This is a genomic window from Mesorhizobium ventifaucium (genome assembly GCF_935822925.1).
Taxonomy (GTDB): Bacteria; Pseudomonadota; Alphaproteobacteria; order Rhizobiales; family Rhizobiaceae; genus Mesorhizobium; species Mesorhizobium ventifaucium.
Genome location: NZ_CAKXZS010000003.1, coordinates 247,800 through 270,454, shown reverse-complemented (window position 1 = coordinate 270,454; position 22,655 = coordinate 247,800). Strand labels below are relative to the sequence as shown.

Below are 22,655 nucleotides of genomic sequence, written 5' to 3'. Positions count from 1 at the left end.
AGAACGCACATGGCAGGGAAAAGGCCCTTCGGCAATCCCGTTCCGGTGAGTGATCTCGCAACCCAGATCCTAGATCCGGTGCTGCGCAAGCGAGCCGGCATGTCGATCGGGCTCGTCCAGTCATGGGAGGAGATTGCCGGGCCGCGGCTTGCCAGCCGTTCGCGCCCTGAAAAGATCCAGTGGCCGCGCCGCATGCATGAAGATGATCCGTTCGAGCCGGCGGTGCTGGTCGTCGCCTGCGAAGGCATGGCGGCGCTCCATCTGCAGCACGAGACCGGCGAGATCGTCAACCGGGTCAACGCCTTCCTCGGCTTCAACGCTATCGGCCGGATCAGAATCGTGCAAAAGCCGGTCACGGTTGACAAAGGGCGGCTTAAAGCAAGCCTCCGGCCGCTGACCGCGGCCGAGAAGGTGAAGCTGTCAGGCACTGTCGGAATGATCGAGGATGATGGGCTGCGCGCCTCGCTGGAGCGGCTCGGCGCCACCATTCTCGGTCAAAAGAAATTATAATCTCGCGCTTTCGTGATCACGTACCCCAGGTTTGGCGATTGGAATGGGGACCGCGATGCCTTAATTCGCGCCAACTCTCGCCTTTTCTAGCCTTTGCATTGCAAAATCCAACCATTGTCAGGTGATTCGTATGCCCCGTCTTTTGTCCCGCAGAAACCTCCTGTCGTCGCTGGCCGCCATTCCGGCGGTGGCTCTGCTCGCCGCCTGCAGCGACTCGGGCGAGAAAGCCGTGGCGGAGGATGTGAAGCCTGCGGCCCCCGCCGGTGCGATGAAGCCGGCCGATCCGGCGAAGCCGGCCGCTCCGGCCGCGGCCAAGGCCCCTGAGGCCCAGGGCACGGTGGACATGGCTGCCTTGCTGAAGCCCGGCACACTGCCCGACATGCAACTCGGCAAGGACGACGCGAAGGTCACCATCGTCGAATATGCCTCGATGACCTGCCCGCACTGCGCGCATTTCCATGAAACCACTCTCCCGGCGCTGAAGACGAAATACATCGATGCCGGCAAGGCCCGCCTTATCCTGCGCGAATTCCCCTTCGACCCCAGCGCCGAGGCCGGTTTCATGCTGGCGCGCTGCTCCAAGGACAATTATTTCCCAATGGTGGATGTTCTGTTCAAGCAGCAGGCAAACTGGGCAGGTGTCGCCAATACCAAGGACGCCCTGCTGCAAATCTCCAAGATGGCCGGTTTTACACAGGAGTCGTTCGAGGCCTGCTTGACGGACCAGAAACTTCTGGACGATGTGAGGTCGGTCCAGAAGCGCGGCGCCGATGAATTCAAGGTCGACTCGACGCCGACCTTCTTTATCAACGGGAAGACCTACAAGGGGGCGCTGTCGATTGAGGAAATCTCGGCCATTATCGACCCTCTGCTTTGACGTTTCGGCAGCGCCGAAGCGGCTGCGCTTCGGCGTGCGCGACTTTTTGTTGCGCCGCGAGTTCTTGTCGCCAAACCGCGGAACACTTTTACGGAACCCGGGGCTGCGCGAATGAAATTCTCGCGCCTTCGCCTGCTCGGTTTCAAGTCCTTCGTCGAACCCGGCGAGTTCGTCATCGAACGCGGCCTCACGGGCATCGTCGGGCCGAACGGCTGCGGCAAGTCTAACCTTGTCGAGGCGCTGCGCTGGGTAATGGGCGAAAGCTCGTACAAGAACATGCGCGCGTCCGGCATGGACGACGTCATCTTTTCCGGTTCCGGAACGCGTCCGGCCCGCAACACCGCCGAAGTCACGCTTTTCCTCGACAACAGCGACCGTAGCGCGCCCTCGGCCTTTAACGACGCGGACGAGTTGCAGGTTTCGCGTCGCATCGAGCGCGAGGCGGGTTCGCTCTACCGCATCAACGGCAAGGAAGCCCGCGCCAAGGACGTGCAGCTGCTTTTCGCCGACCAGTCGACCGGCGCGCGCTCGCCCTCGATGGTCGGGCAAGGCCGCATCGGCGAGCTGATCCAGGCAAAGCCGCAGGCGCGCCGCGCGCTGCTGGAAGAGGCGGCCGGCATTTCGGGTCTGCACACACGTCGCCACGAGGCGGAACTGCGTCTGAAGGCGGCCGAACAGAATCTGGAACGGCTGGACGACGTCGTCGGCGAGCTGGAAAGCCAGATCGAAAGCCTGAAGCGCCAGGCTCGCCAGGCCTCGCGCTTCAAGAACCTGTCGGCCGATATCCGCAAGGCTGAAGCGACGCTGCTGCATCTGCGCTGGACGCTGGCCAAGACGCAGGAAGGCGAGGCGCGGTCGGCGCTGGCGATCGCCACGGCACTGGTGGGCGACCGCGCCGCCGCTCAGATGGCTGCCGCCAGGGAGCAAGGGATCGGCGCCCATCGGTTGCCGGACCTGCGCGATGCGGAAGCCGCCGCCGCTGCCGCCTTCCAGCGCCTGTCGATCGCCAAGACACAGATCGAAGAGGAGGCGGGCCGCATCCGCGCCCGCCAAGCGGAACTCGACCGCCGGCTCCAGCAGCTCGACGGCGACATCGTCCGCGAGGAGCGGATGGTCCGCGACAATGCGGATATTCTTGAACGCCTCGCCGCCGAAGAGGCCGCGCTCAATGCCGAGAACGCCGGCGCCGCCGACCGCGAGGCCAGCACCCGCGCGGCGGTTGAACAGGCGGCGTCGACGCTCGCCACCAGTGAAGCCAAACTCGCCGGTCTGACCGCCGAACGGGCGGAGGCCGCCGCCTCCCGCAACCAGATCGAACGGACGCTGCGCGACACCGCGGAGCGCCGCGACCGTTTCGCCCGCCAGCTCGCCGATGTCGACCGGGAATTGTCCGACATCGCCTCAAGGGTCGCCGGCCTGGCTGATCCCGCCGAGAAGCAACTTCTGGTTGAACAGGCGCTGGCGCTGCTGGAGGAAACCGAAGCCGCGGCGATTGCCGCCGAACAGGCTGTCGCCGAGGCGCGCGCGGCGGAGAGTGCCGCCCGCCCGCCGGTTCAGGATGCAAAGGCCGAGCTGGCGCGCATAGAAACCGAGGCCCGCACGCTGGCCAAGATCCTGAATGCCGCGAGCGGCGACCTCTTCCCGTCCGTGCTGGAGCAGATCAGCGTCGAGCGCGGCTACGAGACGGCGCTGGGCGCCGCCCTTGGCGAAGATCTCGACGTGCCGCTCGACAGAAGTGCGCCGGTGCATTGGGGCCAAAGCGAGGTTCAGCCCGGCGACGCCGCTCTGCCCGAAGGTATCAAGAGCCTTGTCAGCGTCGTCCGCGCGCCGGCGCAACTGGCCCGCCGATTGGCGCAGATCGGCATCGTCGACGCTGCCGAGGGAAGACGGCAGCAGGCGCAGCTTGCTCCAGGGCAGCGGCTGGTCAGCCGCGAAGGGGCGCTGTGGCGCTGGGACGGATTCACCGCCAGCGCCGACGCGCCGACCGCCGCCGCGCAGCGGCTGGCGCAGAAAAACCGGCTGGCCGAGCTCGACGCCGAGGCGGTCCTCGCAACGCGCATCCTACGCCGGGCCGAAGAAGCCCTTGCCCATGCCGAGCAGGCGCTTGCCCAGGCGAGCGAGGCCGAGCGCAACGCTCGTCAAGCCGGGCGTGATGCCCAGCATGGGCTGGACGCCGCCCGCAACGCGCTGGCCGAGGCCGAGAAGGCCAGCGGTGAGTTGTCGAGCCGTCGCGCCGCGCTTGACGAGGCGCGCGCGCGCATCGTCGACAGCCATGAAGAGACGGCGGCGGCTTTCGCCGAGGCGGAGATGCTGCTGCAAAGCGCTCCCGATCTCGGTGATCTGCAGTTGCAGCTCGATCAGTCGGCGGCCAACGTCGCTCGCGACCGCGCCACCCTTGCCGATGCCCGCGCCGTCCATGAAGGCCTGAGGCGGGAAGCCGAAGCGCGCACGCGCCGCCTCGACGCCATCGGCGCGGAACGCCGCAACTGGCTGGAGCGCGCCGAAAACGCCTCGACGCAGATCGCCGCACTCGGCGAACGCAAGGCCGAGGCCGAAGCCGAACGCGAAAGGCTCGCCGATGCACCCGACGAGATCGACGCCAAGCGGCGCGCCTTGCTGTCGCAGCTTGCCGAGGCCGAAAGCCTGCGCCAGGCAGCCGGCGACCGGTTGCAAGAGGCGGAGAACAAGCAGTCCGAACTGGACAAAGCCGCGACATCAGCAATCCAGTCGTTGGCCGAGGCGCGGGAAACTCGCGTCCGCGCCGAAGAGCGGCTGACGGCTGCCGACGAAAGACGGCTGGAGGTCGAGGCGCGCATCCAGGAGACGCTGAACACGCCGCCGCATCTGGTCATCCGCCACACCGGCCTGGAGGCCGACAGCCCGATGCCGGAGATGACTGAGATCGAGCGTCAGCTCGACCGGCTGAAGGTCGAGCGCGAGCGGCTCGGCGCCGTCAATCTGCGCGCCGAGGAAGAGCAGAAGGAACTGTCTGACCGGCTGGAGACCATCGTTTCCGAACGCGAGGACATCATCGAGGCCATCCGCAAGCTGCGGCAGGCGATCCAGAGCCTGAACCGCGAAGGCCGCGAACGGCTTCTGGCTGCCTTCGACGTGGTCAATGGCCATTTCCAGCGGCTGTTTTCGCATCTGTTCGGCGGCGGCACGGCGGAACTGCAACTGATCGAGTCCGACGACCCGCTCGAGGCCGGTCTCGAAATCCTTGCGCGGCCGCCCGGCAAGAAGCCGCAGACGATGACGCTGCTTTCCGGCGGCGAGCAGGCCTTGACGGCGATGTCGCTGATCTTTGCCGTGTTCCTGACCAATCCCGCGCCGATCTGCGTCCTCGATGAAGTCGACGCACCGCTCGACGATCACAATGTCGAGCGTTTCTGCAATCTGATGGATGAAATGGCGGCCACCACCGAGACGCGCTTCGTCATCATCACGCACAACCCTATCACCATGGCGCGCATGAACCGGCTGTTCGGGGTCACCATGGCCGAGCAGGGCGTCAGCCAGCTCGTGTCGGTCGACCTGCAGGCGGCCGAGGCCCTGCGCGAGGCGAGCTGACGCGTCGATCCACTGCTTGTCGGTAGCGCCTGTAGGGGCTTTCGGCTATAGCACCAGCCGAAACGGTCGGCCCCCCGTCCGATCGGATGACCAATCTGCATATGCATGGAGAACCTTGTTGCCTGTACTCGTCACCGGAGCCGCGGGATTCATCGGCAGCCATGTTTGCAATCATCTTCTGAGCAGGGGTGAAGCGGTCGTCGGCGTCGACAATATGAACGACTATTACGACCTGGGGCTAAAAAAGGGGCGTCTCGCCCGCCTTCAACCCCACAAGGACTTTTCGTTTCATCAGATCGAGATCGCCAAAGAGGGGGCGCTCGCTAACGCTTTGGCCGGGCAAGGCATAACCAGGATTGTCCATCTCGCCGCTCAGGCGGGTGTGCGCCATTCACTCGACAATCCGAGGCTCTATGTCCGATCCAATGTTGTCGGCCATCTCGAGATGCTCGAATTCTGTCGCGCGCAGCCCGCATTCGAGCATCTGGTCTATGCCTCGTCGAGTTCGGTCTATGGCGGCAACCGCAAGGTGCCGTTCAGCGAGACCGATCAGGTCGACAGGCCCGTCTCTCTCTACGCCGCCACCAAGAAGTCAGATGAATTGATGAGCCATACCTACGCCCATCTCTTCGGGGTGCCGCAGACCGGCTTGCGGTTTTTCACCGTCTACGGCCCCTGGGGCCGGCCTGATATGGCCTATTGGATATTCACCAAGGCGATGCTCGAGGGCAAGCCAATCCGGGTGTTCAACAATGGTGAGATGTGGCGGGACTTCACCTATGTGGACGATGTGGTGAGGGCGGTCGTTGCCGTGCTCGACAAGCCGCCCACGGCCGAGGTCCCGCCCAGCAGGCTCTACAATGTCGGCAATAACCGGCCGGTGCGGCTGGGCGATTTCATCGACACTCTGGAAAGACTGCTCGGTGTAAAGGCTATCCGACAAAGCGAGCCGATGCAGAGCAGCGACGTCGAGCGGACCTTTGCCGACATGACAGCGCTGGAGCGCGATTTCGGCTTCAAGCCGAGCGTTTCGATCGACGATGGGCTGAAGAAATTTGTCGACTGGTACCGGTCGGAATGGGCTGCGGGATCGCCGACAACATGACTGCGGCCTGAGTGTCGTCGCCTGCGGGTCTCCGTGTTTGCGGCCCAAGGTCGCAACTTCGCTTCAGTCGCCGCTCGATCATCGCCTCAGCCCGGCCATGAACGTTTTTACTCGGGCGGGGTCGACCTGGTTCCACCAGACGCCGTCGTGCTTCAGTGCGCTGGCGATGATGACGCCATCGACGACGCCAAGAATATCGTTTGCATTATCGGGCGTCACCCCGCTGCCGACCAGCGTCGGTAGGCCGGCAGCCTCTTTGATCATCCGGATATAGCTCAGATCCGCAGCGTGCCCGGTGCGCTGACCGGTCGCAATGATGGCGTCGGCGTCGAAGAAAACCAGATCCTTGACCAGTTCCTCCATCGGGCGGTCGGCAACGATCGCATGTGCTCCATGCTTGACATGAGCATCGGCGAAAACGCGGATGCCGTTGGCGCGCAGCCTGGCGCGATAGCGTGCCGCGCGACCCGACTCCCCCTCGACGAAACCCTCGTTGGCGACATAGGCATTCGCCCACTGATTGACGCGGATGAAGCCCGCGCCAGCGGCACTGGCGATCGCAAGGGCAGGGATCGCGGCGTTTGCGAGCACATTGATGCCGACCGGCTTGCCGAGTTCGCGACGGATACGGTCGGAAACGACCGCCATATAGGCCGCTGTCTCCGGTCCGATATCGTCAGGTTTGGCAAAGGGGATGTCGCCATGATTCTCGACGATCACGCCATCGCATCCACCGTCGAGATAGGATCTCGCATCATCCAGACCCCGCTGATAGATCGCCTCGACCGCCTCGCCGTCATAGCGCGGCGCGCCCGGAAGCGGCGCAAGATGAACGACACCGATCACCACCTTGGTGCGGCCGAAAAGTTCTACGAGCGCGTCGCCGCCTGATTGGCCGAATTGGGTCATGAGAGCTCCGTTTCATCGATGAGCGACGCCATTTCAGACGCGGAAGGACAGGATATCAAGGTGCCCGGGCGAGTCACTGCAATTGCCGCGGCGGCGAGCGCGAATTTCAGCGCTGAGGTAACCGACATGCCCTTGGCAAGCCCGCCGGCCAGGCAGCCGCAAAACACATCGCCGGCGCCGCTGGTATCGAACGCCTCGACGCGTGGCGCCGGCAAACGAAGCGATCCTGCCCGGCCGGGGCCAAGGACAAGACAACCTTCCGCGCCAAGGGTGATCACCACTGTCCCGGCGCCTTTGGCCGCTAGCGCCTCGGCCGCGGCTGACATGTCATCCTGGCCGGTCAGCGCTTTCGCCTCGGATTGATTGACCATCAAAACCTCTGCCAGACCGAAGTCAGGCAGAGCCGCCGCATCGATAGGGCTGGCGTTGAGAACGGTGCGCGCGCCATTTTCCTGTGCTGCCCGCAGGCAGGCATCTATCGCGGCGCCTCGCAGGTTTCCTTGGCAGACAACGATGTCGCCAGAAGCGATCCGGCTCGCAAATGCGGTTTGCGCAATCGGATCGAACGCCGCGCTGCAGGCGACACCGCTGACGATGAAGTTTTCGCCGCCGGCCTCAATCACGATGGTCGAGCGGTCGCTTGGCAGGTCGAATTCAATCGCCTCGAGGTCAGACAACTCCCTGTCGAGGCGGCTCCTGATCCATGCGCCTGCGCGGTCCTTGCCGAGCGCCGTCCAAAACGTTACCGCAGCACCCGTGCGCGCGGCCGCAACCGCCTGGTTTGCTCCCTTGCCGCCGAGGCCGTCGGCGTACCAGCTGGCGTTCAAAGTCTCGCCGGCGGCAGGGAAGCGGCCGACGCGAAACACCGTGTCGATGCAGGCATTGCCGACGACATGGACATGCATCGCTCAGTTCTCACCGGTCGCCCAGCTCAGCATCTGTTCGAACAGGGTTTTGTAGCCTTTCCAGGCGATGAACTCCGGCGGCAGCCAATGCGGCCCGACATCGGATGTCCAGGCCACGGTGCGGCCCTTGCCGTAGTGGCCGGTGACGAGCAGCGGCAGCGAGCCATAGTCCGATGAAACACTCGCCAGAACTTCCGCCCCGTCTTTCAGCGTCACCTCGTTGAAGCCGAGCAGGACTGGCCAATCCGAACCGAGACCCCTGAGGATCGGATGGTCCGAGGAGCCGTTCAGGACAGGCCCAAACCCTTCCGGCACCTCGACTCGGTCGTCGAACGCGAGGCAGGTCACCGGCAGCACCTCCTCGACCGGCGTCTTGCGATAGCGCGCGCCGCCATTGATGCCTTGGAAGCTATAGTAGCCGCCGAACATCAAAAGCCCGCCGCCGTCACGCACATAATCGCGCAGCAGCCGCAGGCGGTTCGGCGTCGGCTTTGAGTGAACCCAGGTGTCGGGATGTAGAAGCAGCGTGTTGGCGCCGATGTCGGAGAGCACCACCGCGTCATAGGCCGAAAGCGCCCCCATTGTTTGCGGAAAGCTGCGCTGTGCCTCATGCGCCGGCATGAAGGTCACGTCGAAGTCGGTCGCTTTCAGGGCCGTCAGCAATTCGTCGGCGCCGGTGTGGTAGGTGACTGTAGGAAACTGGTCGAAGCCCTTGATATGGGTAGCGGTCGACACCCAGGATTCACCAGCAAGCAAGATCTTTTTCTTGGTCATTTGAACTCCGTCGTAAGTCTCAGCCGTAAGTCCGGGCTTAATTCTGCCGCGAGAACACGGCTTTCGGATTGGCGATCAGCATGCGGTCGATAGCTGGTTGCTCGACGCCATGGCGTTTCAGGCGCGGTATGAAATGCTTGAGGATGTAGCCGTAGCCGAAACCGCCGAAGCGGGTCAGCATGATCTTGAGGAAAACATCCTGCGACAGCAGCAGGCGGTCGCCGAAGCCGGCCTCGATAAGTGCCGCGATTGCTCGCGCATTCTCTTCGTCGGAGGGCGACTGCGCGTCCTGATCGGCATAATAATAGTCCATGCCGATCATGTCGTATTCCAGGAAAGCGCCGCGCCGGGCGAGGCTTGTCTGGTAGTCGAGATCATTGTGGCTGGGATTCATGTGGCAGAGCACCGTGTGGCGAAGATCGGCGCCCTCGGCCTCCACGGCATCGAGCACCTCGTGAGCCAACCGCTTCCAACCCGGCAAATGGATCGACAGCGGCACGCCGGTGATGCGCGAGGCTCTTGCGGAAGCTCGCAGCGACTTTCGTTCCTCTGAAGTAAAGTCCTTGCTAACGCCGATCTCGCCGATCAGGCCGGCCAGGATCGGCGGCTGCGTCTCGCCGCCGCCGACGTCATTGACGATGAACTCGGTCACTGCGTCGACATCCATCGCCTTCAGCCATTCGGGATGGGTGTGCTCAAGATAGAAGCCAGTGCCCATGACGATCTTCAGGCCGGACATGCGGCTGATGCGGGCGAGCTTTTCCGGCTCGCGGCCGATGCCGATATTGGTCGCGTCGACGACGGTATGGCCACCCAGCGCGCGATAGCGTTGCAATTCCGACAGCGCCAGGTCACTGTCATCGAGCGAAACATTGTCGCGGTTGACGTACGGGTTCATGCGCAATTCGCCGATGATCTCGATGTTCACCGGCTGCTCGGCGAGAGCCATGTCGTCGGGATGACAGGGACATTTCCAGCTGCGCGCGCCGTCGAGCAAGATGTGCTCGTGCATCAGCGTGACGCCCATCTCTTCGACCGGAACGGGGCCGAGCACGGTCATCACATGACCGGTTTCGACTCCGATCGCCAGCCGCTGCCCGGGCGCTGCGTCATCGAAGAGATCATCACTCATAGGCTCAACGGCTCCGTACGGCGCCGCGGAACAGGCGGAAGTTCAGCCAAATGGCGATCAGGATGATCGTTCCGGTCACGATCGGCGTCAGGAAAGGCGACAGATGCGCCAGGATCAGACCGTTGCCGATGACTGCAACGGTAAGCGCCCCGAGTACCGTGCCGACGATCGTTCCGCGGCCGCCGAACAGACTGGTGCCGCCAAGCACAACGGCAGCGATCACTTCGAGCTCAAACCCTTGCCCGGCATTCGAGGATCCGGATCCGAGCCGGGCCGCAATGATGATCCCCGCAAGTGCTGCCGCGGCGGCGGAAATCACGTAGACGAAAAGCGTCGTCAGCCGCGTGTTGACGCCGGCGCGCCTAACCGCTTCGGCGTTGGCGCCGATGCCGGTCACGTAGCGGCCGAACGGCGTCTCGTTGAAGGCGATATAGGCGATCGCGAGGATCGCCAGCGCGATGAGCGCCGGCGCCGGCACGCCAAGCAGCCAGGCGCGGCCTAGCACCGTGAAAGGGCTTCCCGGCTCGATGGGGATCGAGTAGCCGCCGGTGATCAGCAGCGCCACGCCACGGATCACCGAAAGCCCGGCAAGCGTGACGATGAAGGCCGGAATGCCCTCATAAGCGACGAAGTAACCCTGAACCGCGCCAAGCAAGGCGCCCAGCGCAAGCATGGCGAGGATGACCAGCGGCCATGGCAGGCCCAGCTGCAGCAATGTCGCCGACAACGTTGCCACCAGTGCCAGCACGGAGCCGACCGAAAGGTCGATGCCGCCGGTGGTGATGACGAAGGTCATCGCCGCGGCGACGATCAGCAGCGGTGCCGACTGACGCAGGATGTTCAGCAGGTTGGGCGACGTCAGAAAGGCGTCCGTCGCCACCGAAAAGATGACGCTAACGATAAGAAAGAACAGCGCGATCGACACGACGCTGCCATTGGCAAGCACCGCATCTCGCCAGGTGCCTGCGCGGACCCTTTGAGACTGAGCGGAGTGGGTCGAAGTCACGTCGCTCATGCTGGCGCTCCATCGCGATAGGCGTTGGTGGCCGAACGAGCGTTGAATTTGCGGCCCACGATCAGGTTGACGACATCTTCGATATTGGTTTCGCCGATCAGCCGCTCGGCGACGTTGCGTCCTTCGTACATGACCTGGATGCGGTCGCATACGAGGAACAGATCCTGAAGGCGGTGGGTGATCAGAATGACGCTGACGCCGCGCGCGCTCACGGCGCGGATCAGGTCCAGCACAGCCTCGACCTCGGCGACGGCAAGCGCTGCCGTCGGCTCATCCATAATCAGCACGGACGGCTCGAATGAGGCGGCGCGGCCGATCGCGATCGACTGTCGCTGTCCGCCGGACAGGTTTTCGACCTTGAGCCGCGTGTCGGCGATAACGATGCCGAGACGATCGAGCATCTGGCGCGTTTGCTCGTGCATGCGCTTCTTGTCGAGAAAGGAAATGCCGGCGATGCGGCGGCGCGGCTCGCGGCCGAGAAAGAGATTGCCGGCGACGTCGACCGTGTCGCAGAGCGACAGATCCTGATAGACCATCTCGACGCGCGCGGCCCGCGCCTCCGCCGGCGAAGTGAAGGTCACCGGCATGCCATCGATTTCGATCGTGCCGGCATCGGGAACCACCGCCCCCGACAGCACCTTGCTCAACGTCGACTTTCCTGCGCCATTGTCGCCGACCAGCCCGAGGACCTCGCCCGGCCTCAGCACCAGCGACACGTCATCGAGCGTCTGAATGGCATTGTAGCGCTTCGAGATACCGCTCATCCGCACCCGATAGGTCTCGCTATTGCTCATCTTCGATCCACGGGGTTTGCGAAGCGTCCGCGGCGTAGCCTCAGGCGGCGCCGCGGACTGGTCATCGACACAGTCTACTGGAACATCGCGCGATATTTGTCGACGTTGTCCTTGGTCACGATCGTCACCGGAATATTGATGATCGGCTCGACCGTTTCGCCCTTCTTGAGCTTGGTCAATGCTTCGACAGCGGCCTTGCCTTCACCGGCCGGATCCTGCTGGACGACCGCAACCACCCAACCATCGTCAATGCCCTGAATGACCTGCTTGGTCAGGTCCCAGCCGAACACCTTGACGTCGCCGGTGCGGCCTTGGCTGGTTACGGCCGAAACAGCGCCGAGCAATGCCGGCTCGCCGGTCGCATATAGCGTCGTCATGTCCGGATTGGCGGTCATCAAATTCTCCGAAGCGCTCATCGCGGTCTCCTGGACATTCTGGCCGTCGACCGTGTCGAGGAAGGTGACCGCCAGGCCGCTGTCGGTGACCGCCTTCTTGAAACCGTCGAGCCGCTGGTTCTGGATGAACGAATTGAGCGCGCCAACGATACCGATCTTGGCAGTGCCGCCCATCTCCGACTTCACATAGTCGGCGTAGAATTTGCCGATATCCTCGCCGGCCTTGGCGTTGTCGACGCCGATGAACGCAACGTTGTCGCCGTCGGGAATCTGCGCGTCGATGGCGATCACGGGGATGCCGGCCGCCTTCGCGGCGGTGATTGCAGGCTTGACGCCGTTCACGTCGATGGCGACTAGAATGATGCCGTCGACTTTCTGAGTGATGTAGTTCTCGATCGCGTCATTTTGCGCGCTCGGCACGTTGTTGGCATTGAAGATGACCAGCTTGGCGCCTGCGGCGTCGGCTGCCTTCTGCGCGCCCTCATTGATCTGGTTGAAGAACAGGGCCTGCTGGTTGATGTTGACGAGAGCGAACGTATCGGCAAACGCCGATCCCATCGCTGTCGCGCAAATGGCGATGACGGCGGCACAACGGAAGAGAAGTTTGAACGGACGCATTTACGGTTCCCCTTGCTTGCGGCCCAAACCTGCTCGGCTGGACCCATTGGTGCTACAGGCGCGAGGCAAACATTCAAGAGACTTGAATACTTGTCAACGGATTTGATCCCTGAGCGCCCGTCAGAAGGTCGCCGGCGTGTTGACCCAGAAAATGCTGGCTCTCTCCTTGCCGATGTTGCGGTAATGGTGCGGCAGCTCCGACCTGAACACGAACGCATCTCCAGTGGCGAGATCATGGCTCTTGCCATCGACGATCAGCTTGATCCGGCCGGCGAGCACATAGCCGACTTCCTCGCCGGCATGCTGGATGGGACCTTCGCTCTCGCCGTCCGCCTCGATATGATGGATATTGCACTGCAGCAGGTGGCCGGGCGAATACGGAATAATGCGCTCAAGCGAAATGCCTTCGCCGCGCCTCAGCGCGTCGAGCGAGATCAGTGGCCGCGCGCCTGCGCGGAACACGATCGCCTCGTCGTCGTCGACCTGTTCGAACATCCAGCCGATATTGGTCTCCAGAACTTCGACCAGGCGGTGAAGCATGGGCAGGGATGGCGAAGCCTTGCCATTCTCGATCTTGGACAAAAGGCTTTCAGAGCAGTTCGCAGCTGTCGCCAGCGCCTTCAGCGTCATGCCCCGCGTCTGGCGGGCGAGGCGCAATCGCGTTCCAAGCCGCGCGGCATTTACGGTGGCGTCCGCTTCGGACTCCGGCCGTCGCCGATCGATTTTGTTCATCCGTTCGCCAACCATTCAACAGTCATGGGACAACTGTCGCGCGAGCAAAAGACAGCCGCGACCGATTTGCAAGTGATGATTTGTCAATTTCAACCTAGCCGGGCCTCGACCGGTTTTTGATAGCACGGATAAAGCAACCCAGCGTCAAACACTCGCCGTCCACAGCGACATCGGCCGTCCCTTGATCGAACCCGGCGCCGGCTGGAACAAAAATCGTTCCTGCGTTGTTCTCCAACCGTCCCGATATTCGAAGGGGCTGGTTTATACGCCGGCCAGAGGCAATCCTCGCGGCAGGCGCTCGGCGGAAACTCAATGCAGGTAAGGGTGCAAGAGCGTTTTGCGCGGACGAAATTCGTGCGGTTCGAATTCTCGTGATCTGAACTTGACGAGGCAACAGACGGTAGCGTAGCTGTTCGTTAGAATAATGTCCTGGCCGAAGTGTGATCGACGATGCCGCTTTGAGGCGATGGGCAGCGTACTACGTCTCACGAGCGCCGGAAACAACCTGCCTTGAATGACGGACGGGAAAGCATGTAAGCCTGTGACGCGAAAGCGTTGTCGCGCTCGTCAAGCTGAGCATTGATGGCGGCTGTTGTGGGCGTATCCGAGATATCGACGGAAGATCGAGATCGATGTGACCAAGAATGTGCCGCCTCACGCAGTTGTTGCCGGAAAACCGCGGGGATTGATCCAGCACACGGTTCGTCTCTGCGTGAAGCGGCTATGACTTGGGAGGACGCCGTCCGCTGGTGCATGAGCGAGCCTTCGATGAAAGAACTCGCCCGCGCCGCCTATTTCGACGATCCGGTCGTGGCCGCGCAGCGCTATCACGAAAGCGCGGAGTTCGATGCGATTCGCAGCATGATCCCGCGCAAGGTCGGCCGCGCTCTCGACCTTGGCGCCGGCAATGGCATCCTCTCCTATGCCCTGGCGCGCGAGGGCTGGTCGGTAACCGCCGTCGAGCCGGATCCCAGCGCCCTTGTCGGTGCCGCCGCAATCCGGACGCTTGCCGACAAAACAGGCACGCGCATCAATGTGATCGAAGCGTTCGGCGAGGCTATCCCGTTGAGCGCCGCCGGCTATGACCTGGTCGTCGCCAGGCAAGTGCTGCATCACGCGCATGACCTTCCGGCGTTCTGCTGTGAGGTTTCGCGCCTCTCTCGCGAGGGCGCGACGTTCCTGTCATTGCGCGACCATGTGATATCCGGGCCGCAACAGCTGGAACCGTTTCTGCGCTCGCATCCGCTGCATCACCTTTACGGCGGGGAGAACGCTTTCACGCTGGCGGCCTACCGCGCTGCGTTGCAGGGGGCGGGGCTTACGATCGATCGCGAAATGAACTCTTTCCAATCGGTTGTGAACTATGACCCGATGACGGCTTCCGAAATTCGCGAAAGGCTCGCGGCAGTCTTCCGCCCGGTGTCAGGGCTCGTCCGCACGGCCCTGTTCCCACTGCCTTTCGGTGCCGTTGCCCGAGCAGCGGCATTGCTGGACCGCCGGCCTGGGCGCCTGGTCTCTTTCCTTTGCCACAAGCAAGGGAAGGGCTGATCTGGTGGCGCAGCTGAAAGAGGCGAAGCCCGTCTGGGTGACTGGAGCCGGCGGCTTCATTGGCCTGCATTTATCGCGATTTCTTGCCGGAGTAGGCCATCATGTCCTCGGCTTCGGCCGAAGCGAAGCCCCGGGATTCGCGGCGGCGACCGGCGGCGCATTCTTTTCCGGCGGAGTGACCGCGCGAACGATGGACGCGGCTCTGGCCTCACACGGCCGCCCGGCAGCCGTTTACCATCTGGCAGGCGGCGCTACCGTCGGGCAGTCGATTGCCGATCCGCTGAAGGATTTTGAACAAAGCGTCGTTTCCGCGGCTTGTGTCCTCGATTTCTTGCGTCGCCACGCACCCGATGCCTCAGTCGTCCTGGCGTCCTCCGCCGCCGTCTATGGCGGCGGCCACTTCGGCCCCATCAGGGTCGATGCCGCGCTCGATCCCTATTCTCCCTATGGCTATCACAAACGCATGGTTGAGGAGCTTGGCCGGTCATATTGTGCCGCATACGGCCAGTTAGTCTCGGTGGCACGCCTCTTTTCGGTCTATGGCGAAGGGTTGCGCAAGCAACTGCTCTGGGATCTCTGCGGAATGCTCGCGGCAGGCGAAACCGATATTGTGCTTGGCGGCACGGGTACGGAAATGAGGGATTGGCACCATGTCTCGGATGTTGTGCGGTTGATCCATCGCATTTTGCCTGCGGGGGAACCACGCTTCACCGTCTATAATGGCGGTGCGGGCGCTCCTGCATCCGTCAGCACAATTTCCCGCATGGTCTTGGAGGCCTGGGGAGGGAACCATCGCCTCTCGTTTTCTGGAAAATCCCGTCGGGGCGACCCTGTCAATCTGATCTCGGATCCGTCCGGCGTCCCTGAAGGGCTTCAGTTGCAGGTGCCGCTCAGCAGGGGCATTGCCGGCTATGTCGATTGGTATCGGGCTGAAATTCTCGCCGAGCCGGTCGGCCATTTGCGACGCTCCGCGCCTTGATTATCGTCGGCTTCACTCTCATCGGCCGCGGAACTTGGTCAGGCGGTGAGTCCTATCTACGCAACATGTTGAGCGTCATCGCCTCCGAGCTGCGTGGCAAGGTGCAGGCGAAACTGTTTCTCACACCCGAGCAGCATTCAAGCATTGGCGCGTCCTTCGATCATATGTTGGCCGCACCCGCTGTTGTTGATAACCGGGTCACGGGCGCCGGCCTCGGCAGGCGAGGGCTGATCGCACTCGCTGGCGGAAGTGATCGTGCCTTCGCGGACCTTGTCGCTTCGCAAGGCATCGATATTGTCTTTGAAGTCGCCCAGTGGTTCGGCAACCGGTTTCCAGTACCGGTCGTTTCCTGGATTCCGGATTTCCAGCACCGTCGCCTGCCGCACCTCTTTCCGCGTAGCGCCTGGTGGCGCAGGGATCTCGGCTATCGCCTGCAGACGTCCGGAAATCGCACCATAATGCTCTCGAGTGGGGATGCGCTGGCGGACTGCGAAACATTCTATCCAGCCTCGCGCAACAAGACCGCCGTCGTACGCTTCGCTATCGATCTCGATCCAGGCGCCATCCTGGCGCGTGCCGATGAGGCGCGCCAGGCACATGGTCTGCCCGCGCGGTTCTTTTTTCTCCCCAACCAGTTTTGGATCCATAAGAACCACAGGCTGGTCATAGAGGCGTTAAAGCATATAGAGCAAATCGGGGCGCTAGGCTCCTTGCCGCCGATAATCCTCACGGGGCGCATCACCGATCCGCGCGATCCGACGTTGTTCAAGCGCATGATGGAGCTTGCGGAAGCACACCGGCTCGGAAGCCATTTTCGACACCTCGGCTTGATTCCCTATGACGATGTCGTCGCCCTGATCGGCGCTGCTGACTACCTTCTGAATCCTTCGCACTTCGAGGGGTGGTCGACCACGGTCGAGGAAGCGAAGTCGCTGGGCACGCCGATGCTGCTGTCCGACATTCCACTGCATCGCGAGCAGGCGCCGGAATCGCTCTTCTTCGCACCCAATAGTGCGGAAGCGCTGGCGCAGCGACTCCTGAAGGCCGGGCAGCGACCACGCTTAGCCCGCGACAGTGTCGCTGTGCTGCAAGGTCGGCAACAAATGCGCCGCCGAGACTATGCCGCAGCGCTCCTTGCTTTGTTCGAAAATGCCAGAGGTGTCACCCCATGACCGAGCGGATCGTCAGTTTTGTTATGAGCGGCGGCGTTGGCTCACGGCTGTGGCCGCTGTCGCGCGAGGACAATCCCAAGCAGTTCCATGATTTTTCTGGCGATGGCTCGATGCTGGTCAAGACGTTGCGGCGGCTGACGGCGCGGCCGGACGGCGAAACGCCGGTCTTCCTGATTGCCTCGGAACGGCACGCCGACCGCGTTCACGCCGATCTCGCCGGCATCGACCTTTCCGGGGGCGGCCCCTTGTTCGAGCCGACCGGACGCAACACCGCCGCCGCCGTCGCCCTGGCGACGCTGCGCACCCTCTCCGAATTTGGCGACAGCCTGGTTCTGGTGGTGCCGTCAGATCATGAGATCGCAACCGCGCGGCAATTCTGGCAAAGTGTGGAAAACGGCGCCGCGGCGGCGCGTGCGGGCCGCTTGGTGGTATTCGGCATCAAGCCCGGCCACCCCGAAACCGGTTACGGCTATATTGAGATCGCCGGCGAGAAGGATGGCATCTGCGATGTCTCGCGTTTCGTCGAGAAACCGGACCTCGCGACCGCACAGAATTACCTGGCAGCCGGCAACTTCTACTGGAACACCGGCATCTTCCTGTTTCGCGCCAGCGCCATGCGCGACGCCTTCACGGCTTTTGCGCCTGAGATTTGGAAGGCCACCGAGATTGCCTACCAGGCGGCGACGTCAGATCTTTCCGGTCTCTATATGCCTCTGGAGCTTTACGCCGCGATTCCTTCGACGTCGATCGACTATGCCATCATGGAGCGCGCCAGCCATATCGCCATGGTGCCGGCCGGCTTCCGCTGGAACGATCTCGGTTCCTGGCAGTCGCTGCTCGATGTCGGTCCCTCCGACAATGACGGCAATGTCATCGTCGGCGATGTCGTCGCCATCGACTGCGAGAATTCCTATATCCGCAGCGACAGTCGCCTGCTCTCTGCCATCGGCTTGAAGGACGTTGCCATCGTCTCGACCGCCGATGCCACCTTCGTCGCCCCGGTCAGCCGCAGCCAGAACGTCAAGAAGATCGTCGAGCAACTCGAAAAGAGCGGCCGGCTGGAAACCAGGTTCACGCCCGCTGGTGACCGCGTGATCGAAAGCGGCGCCTGGCGGCGCCGTGTGCATCACTGGCTATTTGAAGAGACGGTGCCGCTGTGGTCCACGGTCGGGGTCGATGAGCGCCATGGCGGTTTTCACGAGGCGCTCGGCTTTGACGCCACACCGCTGAAGAAGCCCAAGCGCATGCGCACCATGGCCAGGCAAGTCTACGCCTTCGCTGTCGCCAAGGCGCGCGGCTGGGACGGGCCTGCCGACCGGCTGGTCGGCCACGGCCTCGAATTCATGGCCAGGAACGGCCGCACCGACAATGGCGGCTGGGTGCGCACGCTCAATGTCGACGGCACCGTCGCCGACGCAGCCGAGGATGCCTATGATCATTCCTGCGTGCTGCTGGCGCTGGCGCATGCCCACATGGTCGGCAGTCCTGATGCACTGCGGCTTGCCGAAGAAACGTTTGCGTTTCTCGACGCGCATCTCGAGGATCACCGCATGACCGGCTTTCTCGAAACGTCGAGCGGCGTGGGCGAACGCCGTTCCAACCCGCACATGCATCTGCTCGAGGCTTTTCTGGCCTGGCATCAAGCGACCGGCGAACTCGCCTATCTTCGCCGCGCCGCCCGCATCGTCGATCTGTTTCGCAGCCATTTCTTTGATCCGGAGAGCTGGACGCTGGGCGAATATTTCGATGCCGAGTGGAGGCCGGCGGAGGGCGAGAAAGGTGCCTGGACGGAACCCGGCCACCATTTCGAATGGGCCTCGCTGCTGGTCGACTTCGCCGGGCGCAGCGGCCAGAGTGACCTGACCGGCTTTGCCAGAAAGCTCTATGCCTCGGCCATCGCCAACGGCCTCAATCGCGCCACCGGCCTCGCCTATGGCGCCGTCTCGCGGCAAGGCTTGCCGCTCGACCTTGTCTCGCGCAGTTGGCCGCAGGCCGAAGCAATCAAGGCGGCGATTGCACTGGACGGTTCGGGCGGCCCCGACCTCAAGCCCGAGATCGAAGCGCGTGTCGGCCGCCTGTTCCGTTGGCACATCAATCCGGCACCGCTCGGCCTATGGATCGACCGGATCGACGAGCGCGGCCGCTCGCTGGCAACCGATGTGCCGGCAAGCATCTTTTATCATCTGGTTTGTGCGCTGACCCAATATCTCGACAGCACCGTCGGTGAATCTCGATAGAGCAGTTGACGGAATGGAAGTTTCTTCGATTGAATGGATGCCAGGCGACGGTGAGGCTTCCGCGCGTCGCTGTCGGAGGTGATAGAGACACACGCTTGGCCGCAGCGGAGTGAGGATTTTTGTCGTTCAAGAAACTAAGCTTGCTGGCACTCCTTGCCCTGGCGTTTGCGGTTGGCTTCTTTGCCATCATCGTGGAAAAAGGGACGCCTCGTCGTTCCCCACCCCCAAAACCACAAGCGGCGATAGAGCCATTTGATGGCAAGCTTTTCATCCAGGCGGTCGATGATCTTCGCGTCGGCAACCGCAAAATTGTGCTATGCGGCGTGGCGTTTACCAAGCCTAAATCTCTGCGTGCCATTGTAACGGACGCGGCGCGCCGGGACTACCAAGGGCTCGCCCTGACTTGCAAGCCGGTCGGCATGGGGACGCCTTGCGATGGCAATGTCGCCTCAAAGTTTGGTGATGCCATCGTTGTGCAATGCCTCACGTCCGATGGCACGGATTTGGCCGCGAAACTTGCCGAGAATGGCATTTTGTGCGGACAGCCCGCGCAGGCAGGTTCGATCTACAAATCTTGCTTATCAGGTTCGTAGTTCTCGCCAACTGCCTGTCGTAAAACAAAAGACAGAATGTGCGATAACGCCCACGTTAAACAGAGTCGATCACAAGCATCGGCGCGATGGCCCTCAAACGCCACGAAATAAACTTGCCTTTCCGACAATTTCCACAGGGGCCGGCACGAAAATGGTAGATGCAAGCAAGTGTGTCCAATGAAACACATGAGAAACCGAAAATCATCTCGCACGTGCGCAGCAGGTTGGAATCAACGCAAAAAGCTGTTACGCGCTTGTTCAATACCTCGGTGCCTGGGCGGGGCCGAGGTGCGGCGGGACAAAAAGGATCGAAACGAATGAACCTCACTGTAAAAGTTGCGTTGGCCGGATTTGTCGCCTCGATCGGTTTCGGCCCGGTTTCGTCTTTCGCTCAGGATGCGTCTTGCACCTGTACGACTCCCTATCAGGGAGCGGCGGGTTCGATTGGTTCCATCGGGCGCGCAAATGGTGACGTGATGGTTTCGCAGGCCGCTGGCTATGGCCCTGCCAAGGCAGGAAATGTTCTGGATTTCGGCAGCCGCATAGTGGTCGGTGCCAAGGGCTCGGCTTCCGTCAAGGTTGGTGGCTGCAACCTGGAGGTGCCTGCGGATTCAAGCCTCGACATTTCCCGTGTCGAGAACAATATCTGCCTGAAAGTTGTGGGCTCCGAGCAGACGGCTGGCGCCGTTAGCTCCGAGCATACCGGTCAGATTGCCGCGGGCGCGCGCGCCAACTCTCGCCTTCCGCTCTTTATTTTTGGGGGCATGGCCGGCACGGCTGGTATTCTTTCTGCAACGCAGGATGACGGCGACGGCGGTGCTGTCAGCCGTTAAGCCCAGTTAAGGGCAATGCGGCAGAGACATGTGACTGTGCCTCTGCCGAATTGTATTGTCGGTGCCTCTGTGCCTTGGCGCGCCGGCTGGAGTCGGGATATTGATCGAATTCGTCAACCATACCGCCCTATCACTTGAGTTGAAGTTGGATGTACTTCGTCTTGGGCGGGTTCGTATAGCCCGGCCGGGTGGCGCTGTGACCGGTGGCGCGGCAACGATGATCATTAGCTTGCACGCTGTTAGCGAATAGCTTGGGTTCTACCGCATTGCATGAACTTGATGAATGCGTCATTCGCTATCGTGCGGGTGGCGCATCTGCCTGTTATCCGGGAGAAATCGTCACGTTGCTTGGGTGTGGCCACAAACGTCAATGATCGACCTGCATTCCCATATCCTGCCCGGTCTTGATGACGGCTCGTCCAGTCTTGCCGAATCGCTGGAAATGGCGCGGCTGGCGGTGGCAGATGGAACGACCCATATGGCGTGTACGCCGCATATTGTGCCGGGTATGTATGAAAACGGATCGGCAAATATTGCCCGAGCGGTTCAACGGTTGGAGCAGGCGCTCCATAGCGCGGCAATACCGCTTGCGCTTTACGTTGGCGCCGACGTGCATATAGCGCCGGATCTTCCGGAGCAATTGGCGCTAGGTAGCGTGCCGACCTTGAACAGATCTCGTTATTTTCTATTCGAACCGCCGCATCACGTTTTGCCGCCAAGGCTCGAAGATCTGGCTCTGCGCCTCATAAACGCCGGGTTCATTCCGATTCTTACCCATCCTGAGCGGTTAACTTGGATCAAAGCAAATTACGATATTGTCGAAAGGTTAAATGCAATCGGCTGCCTTGTTCAGCTTACGGCAGACTCGATTGTTGGTGCTTTTGGACGTACAGCGCTTTACTATTCGGAAAAGCTGATTGACGAAGGCAGGGTAGATATTATCGCATCAGACACCCATGGCGCCACCCGCCGACGGCCTGGGCTTGCGCAGGCCGTCGCAGCGGCGGCGAAGCGATGTGGGGAAGACGAGGCCCGCAACATGGTGTTGAAACGTCCAGGCGAAATATTGGCGAACCGGCCTCTCGAGCCGGTCGGAAAGGCACGCTCGAAAAACCCAGGCCCCGGCAACGTCGGTCGCTTTGCAGGATTGGGTCGCTTGTTGAAGGGTGGGACCGCGTAATGGGTGTTTTCGCAAAAAGCTGCACGACATGTGTCTTGCTCGCTTCGCTCTCGATATCTGCCTGCACTAGCACCTCGTCGACGACATCATCTTCGCCGGTCGATGCGCTGCAACTGACGTCATCGTCAGCGCCACTCTCGGGCGGCGGCGCCCTGCAGGTCGTAAAGGAACTGCCTGCGCCGCAGGACACCCAGAACGGCAATGAGCAGCCTTTGTCGCCGAACGATGTGCTCGAGGTGAATGTGTTCCAGGTCGACAATCTGAACAGAACCGTCCAAGTCGACGCCGGCGGGCAAATTTCGCTTCCACTCATCGGGACCGTCACCGCGGCAGGGAAGACCGTTCGTCAGCTTGAGCAGGAAATCGAAACGGCCTATGGCGTCAACTATCTGCAGTCGCCCGATGTGTCGGTCTACATCAAGGAGTCGATCGGACAGCGCATTACCGTCGACGGCGAAGTCACCAAGGCCGGTATCTTTCCGGTGTCGAGCAATTCGTCTCTTATCGACGCAGTCGCCCTTGCTGGAGGGTTCAATGCCGTTGGCGATGCAAAAAAGGTGTTTGTTTACCGCAATATCGGCACAAACACATTGGTCGCAAATTACGATGTGGAGCAGATTCGCGCCGGCAAGAGCCGCAATCCACGCATCTATGGTGGCGACAAGATTGTCGTCTTCGCCTCGAAATCGAAAATTGCTATGAACAATCTCAAGGACGCTCTTGGGGTTGCATCAAGTGCAGCGAGACTTGCGGTAGTACCGGGATTGTAAAGCACGG

At 62.0% G+C, this 22,655-nt stretch carries 20 protein-coding genes; 12 read left to right on the top strand and 8 right to left on the bottom strand.

The genetic code is table 11. The features are described from left to right. The first annotated feature begins 9 nt into the window (after window positions 1-9). The 4 genes from NMG70_RS03095 to NMG70_RS03080 all read left to right on the top strand — a co-directional run bounded on the left by NMG70_RS03095 (window position 10) and on the right by NMG70_RS03080 (window position 6,062). Window positions 10-510 (top strand): DUF721 domain-containing protein, encoded by a 501-nt coding sequence (locus NMG70_RS03095; protein WP_254023163.1) that lies wholly within the window; start codon window positions 10-12, stop codon window positions 508-510. A gap of 130 nt (window positions 511-640) precedes the next feature. Beyond that, the gene (locus NMG70_RS03090; RefSeq protein WP_254023162.1) at window positions 641-1,387 is read left to right on the top strand and encodes a DsbA family protein; all 747 of its coding nucleotides are present in this window, start codon (window positions 641-643) and stop codon (window positions 1,385-1,387) included. A 111-nt stretch (window positions 1,388-1,498) separates the two neighbouring features. Further along, entirely contained in the window at window positions 1,499-4,957 is a 3,459-nt protein-coding gene (gene smc, locus NMG70_RS03085; RefSeq protein ID WP_254023161.1) for a chromosome segregation protein SMC, read from the top strand. Window positions 4,958-5,075: 118 nt separating this feature from the next. After that, a complete protein-coding gene (locus tag NMG70_RS03080; protein ID WP_254023160.1) occupies window positions 5,076-6,062 on the top strand; it encodes an NAD-dependent epimerase/dehydratase family protein in 987 nt (328 codons plus the stop codon). A 78-nt stretch (window positions 6,063-6,140) separates the two neighbouring features. Here the strand turns inward: NMG70_RS03080 and NMG70_RS03075 are convergent, their stop codons facing one another. From NMG70_RS03075 to NMG70_RS03040, 8 genes are all read right to left on the bottom strand, one after another. After that, the gene (locus NMG70_RS03075; RefSeq protein WP_254023159.1) at window positions 6,141-6,971 is read right to left on the bottom strand and encodes a BtpA/SgcQ family protein; all 831 of its coding nucleotides are present in this window, start codon (window positions 6,969-6,971) and stop codon (window positions 6,141-6,143) included. Further along, on the bottom strand, window positions 6,968-7,876 hold the full coding sequence (locus NMG70_RS03070; RefSeq protein WP_254023158.1) for a PfkB family carbohydrate kinase: 909 nt from the start codon (window positions 7,874-7,876) through the stop codon (window positions 6,968-6,970). Before NMG70_RS03070 ends, NMG70_RS03075 begins: the two co-directional genes overlap by 4 nt. Before the next feature lie 3 nt (window positions 7,877-7,879). Further along, window positions 7,880-8,650: a glutamine amidotransferase gene (locus NMG70_RS03065; RefSeq protein WP_254023157.1), complete on the bottom strand. Its 771-nt coding sequence runs from the start codon at window positions 8,648-8,650 to the stop codon at window positions 7,880-7,882. Between the two features lie 37 nt (window positions 8,651-8,687). Further along, entirely contained in the window at window positions 8,688-9,782 is a 1,095-nt protein-coding gene (locus NMG70_RS03060; protein ID WP_254023156.1) for a phosphotriesterase family protein, read from the bottom strand. Between the two features lie 4 nt (window positions 9,783-9,786). Then, a complete protein-coding gene (locus NMG70_RS03055) occupies window positions 9,787-10,797 on the bottom strand; it encodes an ABC transporter permease (RefSeq protein ID WP_192361844.1) in 1,011 nt (336 codons plus the stop codon). Then, window positions 10,794-11,591 (bottom strand): ATP-binding cassette domain-containing protein, encoded by a 798-nt coding sequence (locus NMG70_RS03050; protein ID WP_254023155.1) that lies wholly within the window; start codon window positions 11,589-11,591, stop codon window positions 10,794-10,796. Before NMG70_RS03050 ends, NMG70_RS03055 begins: the two co-directional genes overlap by 4 nt. A gap of 74 nt (window positions 11,592-11,665) precedes the next feature. Next, window positions 11,666-12,604 (bottom strand): ABC transporter substrate-binding protein, encoded by a 939-nt coding sequence (locus tag NMG70_RS03045; RefSeq protein WP_254023154.1) that lies wholly within the window; start codon window positions 12,602-12,604, stop codon window positions 11,666-11,668. A gap of 120 nt (window positions 12,605-12,724) precedes the next feature. After that, on the bottom strand, window positions 12,725-13,336 hold the full coding sequence (locus NMG70_RS03040; RefSeq protein WP_254023153.1) for a cupin domain-containing protein: 612 nt from the start codon (window positions 13,334-13,336) through the stop codon (window positions 12,725-12,727). Window positions 13,337-14,104: 768 nt separating this feature from the next. Between NMG70_RS03040 and NMG70_RS03035 the strand changes: the two genes are divergently transcribed. The 8 genes from NMG70_RS03035 (at window position 14,105) to NMG70_RS03000 (ending at window position 22,648) form a co-directional block, all read left to right on the top strand. Next, window positions 14,105-14,884 (top strand): class I SAM-dependent methyltransferase, encoded by a 780-nt coding sequence (locus NMG70_RS03035; protein WP_254023152.1) that lies wholly within the window; start codon window positions 14,105-14,107, stop codon window positions 14,882-14,884. A 4-nt stretch (window positions 14,885-14,888) separates the two neighbouring features. Beyond that, a complete protein-coding gene (locus tag NMG70_RS03030) occupies window positions 14,889-15,863 on the top strand; it encodes an NAD-dependent epimerase/dehydratase family protein (RefSeq protein ID WP_254023151.1) in 975 nt (324 codons plus the stop codon). Continuing rightward, window positions 15,860-17,035 carry a glycosyltransferase family 4 protein gene (locus NMG70_RS03025; protein WP_254023150.1) on the top strand — a complete coding sequence of 392 codons (1,176 nt, stop codon included), beginning with the start codon at window positions 15,860-15,862 and terminating at the stop codon, window positions 17,033-17,035. The genes NMG70_RS03030 and NMG70_RS03025 overlap by 4 nt, the downstream gene beginning before the upstream one ends. Further along, window positions 17,032-19,272 (top strand): AGE family epimerase/isomerase, encoded by a 2,241-nt coding sequence (locus NMG70_RS03020; protein WP_254023149.1) that lies wholly within the window; start codon window positions 17,032-17,034, stop codon window positions 19,270-19,272. Before NMG70_RS03025 ends, NMG70_RS03020 begins: the two co-directional genes overlap by 4 nt. A gap of 119 nt (window positions 19,273-19,391) precedes the next feature. Beyond that, entirely contained in the window at window positions 19,392-19,865 is a 474-nt protein-coding gene (locus tag NMG70_RS03015) for a hypothetical protein (RefSeq protein ID WP_254023148.1), read from the top strand. A 317-nt stretch (window positions 19,866-20,182) separates the two neighbouring features. Then, window positions 20,183-20,698: a hypothetical protein gene (locus NMG70_RS03010; protein ID WP_254023147.1), complete on the top strand. Its 516-nt coding sequence runs from the start codon at window positions 20,183-20,185 to the stop codon at window positions 20,696-20,698. Window positions 20,699-21,068: 370 nt separating this feature from the next. Continuing rightward, window positions 21,069-21,878 carry a tyrosine-protein phosphatase gene (locus tag NMG70_RS03005; RefSeq protein WP_254023146.1) on the top strand — a complete coding sequence of 270 codons (810 nt, stop codon included), beginning with the start codon at window positions 21,069-21,071 and terminating at the stop codon, window positions 21,876-21,878. Then, window positions 21,878-22,648: a polysaccharide biosynthesis/export family protein gene (locus NMG70_RS03000; protein ID WP_436798332.1), complete on the top strand. Its 771-nt coding sequence runs from the start codon at window positions 21,878-21,880 to the stop codon at window positions 22,646-22,648. The genes NMG70_RS03005 and NMG70_RS03000 overlap by 1 nt, the downstream gene beginning before the upstream one ends. Window positions 22,649-22,655: the final 7 nt, after the last annotated feature.